The following is a 4,616-nucleotide window of genomic DNA, read 5'->3' as shown; positions in this document are numbered from 1 at the left end:
AACATTAATGTAATATTAAGGGGTCGTTTTTTCGATATTTATCACGAAGAATTTTTACTCTTCATAGCTGTAATCACCAATAAAATGATATTATTGGTAAGGAGATAATTATAGATTAGAAAGGCCTGATTAGATGAAAACTAAGATTATATTAATTGTTGTTTCACTTTTAGTTTTAGGCGTAGGAGGTACATATTATTGGCATGAGTTCAACTCGTTTGAAGCTAAGCATGAAAGTGTCACTATTGAGTTAGGAACAGAGATCAGCGCTAACCCATCTGACTATATTGAAGCAAGGGAAGCCATTTTATCAGCAACTGAAATTGATAAATCAAGTGTGGATATACATACTGCAAATACATATATGTTATATGCCTCTTGGAGGAATAAAACAGTAGAGATTGATGTGATTGTAAAAGATACGGTCTCACCAACGATTATATTAAAAGAACTAGAAAAAGATTCTGTTCTTGTAAACACAGAGTTAACAGCCATGGATTTTATCGAATCAATCGAGGATCAAGCAGGGATCAAATCAATTAAGTTTGAAACGAATCAAGTAGAATTAACAGAAGTAGACTCTCTTGATACGGTATTCAAATTTGATACGGCTGGAATTCAAAATGTGAAAGTATACGCCGAAGATATGAGTGGAAATATTACCGAAACATCATTCAGCTTGAAAGTGATTGAGGACTATCTTGCACATGCTGAAGGTTTTTCAGATATTAAAACAGTACAAGGAATTACTCCAGACTGGCTTTCAGGCATTACAATGAGTGAAAAAATAGTAGACATAACGGCGGATGATTCTGGCGTGGATATTAATACACCAGGAAATTATACGTTAAACTATTATATTTATGGGGACGATAATGAAACGGTTGTCACCAAAGGGGTTAGTGTAAAGGTAATTGAAGACTACCTGGCACATGTTGACGGTATAACAGATATTAAAACAGAACAAGGAATCACACCAGATTGGCTCTCAGGCATTACAAAGAACGATAAAATAATTGAAATAGTCGCAGATGCTGCTAAGGTTGATATAAATACTCCAGGAAAATATACTTTAAGTTACTATATTAACGGTGATGATAATGAAACAGTTGTTACTAAGATGGTCACAGTAACTGTAGAAAAGCCTAAGCCAACAACTGCGGTTGCTAAAAAGGATGGGGTAAGTAAAGCAAGTAAAACAACTAATGATAAAGCTAGTACAACAAAGACGGATACGAAAAATGACAAAGATGCTCAAGCGAGAGCCGTTGCAAAGGAAATTGTTGCGAGTATTCCTAGCGGGACGGACTTAGAGCGGATTACAGCAGCTAGTGAAGCGGTGCAAAGGTACACATACGATGCTGAATATATGATGACCGGAGAGAACTACAATTTACCTTATGGGGTTTTTATTGCTGGTGAATACTCCTGTGCTGGTACATCCCGGGCACTTGGGATGCTGTTAGAGATCATGGGATATCAATGGGAGCATATAAATCCTAATCAATATACGCATCAATGGGTGACTGTAAAAAATATGGATGGAAAAGTTGGTTGGGCTGATGGCCAAGTCGGATTAGCAGGTTACGGAGAATACCCATTTGAAGGTGCGAAGTATATATACCAACCTTATGAAGGAAGTGATTGGGAACCAGTTTCATTTGTTGGTGAATAGTATTCTATTAAAGATGAGAGAGTTGTCACAACAGTGATGATTCTCTTTTAAGTAGTGTGATAAAAGTTTGATAATTACGTGGAGGTTATAGGTGTGAATAGTATAATATGATTAGCTATTATATAACAATAAATGATGATAAGTGATTAATGTAATGTTCTATTCAAAGTAGTAGAGCACTCTGAATACCATAAGATAAGGAAGAGGTTTATGGAAGTGTAAGTAAACGGAGGTAGAAGATGAATAAAAAGAACAATATCATAGACTCTTGGATTACGGTGACCTCTAACGTATGCTTGAACCTGTCCAAATGTGGCTCAAATTCGTGTTGTTCTAGTACATCCGTTTGTGTTTTCAGATCTTGATTAATTTCATCTGCAAATATAGTGTTATTAATAGTGGAACGAGATTGGATGAGCATAGTAAAGAAAAGATAAACAGATAGAAGGAACATAGGTTCACTTTGAGGGTGAAGATAACTTACCATTTTCAAAAGTGATGTGGCATATGTATCTCCCATTCAGGATGATTAGCATTAATTAAATAAAAAAATGAAAAAGGGTGTCACTCACTAGTATATATGGACTATGAAAACTAATGTACTCTAAATAGTCTAGTTAAATTTGGGCTTTTGTTCTTCGAGGTTTTAACGGAGATATTAATCTAAACTCATAATCATAGTATTGGAATCAATGGTATACACGTGAATGATATCATTAACGATTCATAATTAAGAGTAAGTTGAAAAATGCAAAGGTATTTATTATGCAGAACTATGATTCTTTGAAACTTAAAGAATATAGTGCAATATAACTAAAAGTAATGTATAATTTATGAAACTGATATATTTTAAAGGAGGAGTAATAATGAGAGAAACGGCAAGAATGTTAAAATGGGTAACTGGTGGTTTAGAAGCGCTTTTAGGAATTCCTGTTTTAGGTGGGACAATTATAATATCGCTGCTCTGGACACCACTTATTTTAATGTTAATTTTACACATAGTTGGTCTTGTAATTAGTGTTAAAGCTAATGCTAAGAAAGTGGGACATATTCTTGGGATAGTAACTTCATGCTTAGGGTTTATTCCTTTCGTTGGCATGGTTTTACATATCTTATCAGCTATTTTCCTGCTTATTGAGGCCGCAAAAAACGAAGTTGTACTACCCGTAAATCAAGCGGTTTAAATCAATTATAAACCCTATCAGGTGACGCTTATGAGTCGTTAAATTGTTCATTCTTACAATTAACGATGATGTCTTCTGATTAGGGTTTATTTTTTACTATGAATAATTATGCCGACAAAGACTGTGAATGATAATGTTGGCGTAATCACCAATACCGTTAGCCAACGCTCAATTCGAAATTACAAAAATAGCATTGAGAATAGTCTACAGTAAGAAGGAATAGGGAAAATGATATTAGTACTTTTTAAGTAATTGGTCAGATCTTTTTTTGATGAAAAAAACACGTGAATTATGCTAAGCAATAAACTTATAAAGGTATTGCAACATGGGTATAAGTTGAAATGTATTTGTAAATACAAATGACTTGAACAGTTAAGGTATAAAAATGTTACAGCTATACTAAAATAGCCAGTTATCGTTCAAGAAGATTGAATAATTTCAAACAAATGATGCCTTCCTTTTGATTATTACTGACATAAGAGTTGGGTTTGTATGAGATTGTGAGAAGGGCGGCAATAATGACAATCACAATCGTTAAATCCAAAAAAAGTATTGATATTATCTAAAAGTCTTTTTGAGAATTCCTATTCTAGTTTTAATTGTCTAATTTATTTCACATGATGAGAGACTCGAAAGTTAGACCATTTCAGCCTATTTCGATCCAAGATTACATACTGACAGATCAGTTGGTTGATTTAAATGCAAAAGAGGAAGTTGTGAGACAGTGGTTGCTAGTCCAATTGACAAAAACGTTTGGATATCCAAGGAAAATGATTACTTTAGAATATCCTGTCCAACACTTTTCTAAAACAGGCTATGTTGATATTGCTGTTTCGATTGAGGTTAATGGCAAACGTATGCCATATATTTTTGCGGAGGTTAAGGCGTTTGGTAGTGGGATTGATCTTGCATTTGAACAGTTGAAGTCATATATGAGGGCTGATCAAGAAGTCAGATATGGTATTGTTACAGATGGTATTGAGCTGAAGATTATCGACCGAAGTGAAGAGATTGTGAATGATGTGCCACCATGTCAGCCGCAATTTTTGCCAGATACAAAACAGACAAGAAAGTATCGAGATCTCCGTCATAATAAAACATATCATTATCTTCAGGATAAAGAAGATCATCAGCATATCGAAGTGATCGATCCTGAAACAAACATGACTCTAGATGCAAATGTGGATGTGAAGATCCCACTGATTGGTGATGTCGCGGCTGGTATAGCGACAACAGCTATTCAAAACTATGAAGAAATGATTCCGCTTATAGATCGCTGGGTCATTCAACAGGAAGATACCTTTGCATTACGGGTAACAGGAGATAGCATGATTAACGCCGGGATTGATATAGGTGATATTGTCATCGTTCATCGCCAAGAAACAGTTGTGAATGGCGATATTGCAATTGTGTTGATTGGTGAAGAGGCCACGATGAAGGAAGTTATGTTTATGGGCAATGATATTTTGTTAATCTCTAAAAATACTAAATATGAGCCGATTCAGATGAGTCCAGAGGATATCATGATCAATGGTAAAGTGATCGGTGTATTGAAGAAGTAAATTGAATCGTTGATATTATTGTAATTTCTATATTCGCTATAATCCGCTTGGGATAAGTACTTATTTTGGAAGGCAGCACTTGTTTTTACACAGGTACTGCCTTGTTTTTTGGTGTTTGGTTACGTTAGTTTTGCAGCTACTTCTAGAAAGATAAGGTCGAGAAGCTTTGATACAGTAAATTGTATCACTATTTTT

The 4,616-nt window shown here is 34.8% G+C and carries 3 protein-coding genes; all 3 read left to right on the top strand.

Annotated elements, in window-relative coordinates:
* Positions 1-133 precede the first annotated feature (133 nt).
* The gene (locus ABD814_RS09805; protein WP_344912683.1) at positions 134-1,675 is read left to right on the top strand and encodes a hypothetical protein; all 1,542 of its coding nucleotides are present in this window, start codon (positions 134-136) and stop codon (positions 1,673-1,675) included.
* A gap of 866 nt (positions 1,676-2,541) precedes the next feature.
* Positions 2,542-2,859 (top strand): hypothetical protein, encoded by a 318-nt coding sequence (locus ABD814_RS09800; protein ID WP_344912681.1) that lies wholly within the window; start codon positions 2,542-2,544, stop codon positions 2,857-2,859.
* A gap of 716 nt (positions 2,860-3,575) precedes the next feature.
* A complete protein-coding gene (locus ABD814_RS09795) occupies positions 3,576-4,421 on the top strand; it encodes a S24 family peptidase (protein ID WP_344912679.1) in 846 nt (281 codons plus the stop codon).
* Positions 4,422-4,616: the final 195 nt, after the last annotated feature.

It is taken from the genome of Amphibacillus indicireducens, assembly GCF_039539605.1.
Taxonomy (GTDB): domain Bacteria; phylum Bacillota; class Bacilli; order Bacillales; family Amphibacillaceae; genus Amphibacillus; species Amphibacillus indicireducens.
The sequence above is the reverse complement of the archived record's forward strand: the minus strand, read 5'-3'. Positions and strand labels throughout refer to the sequence as shown.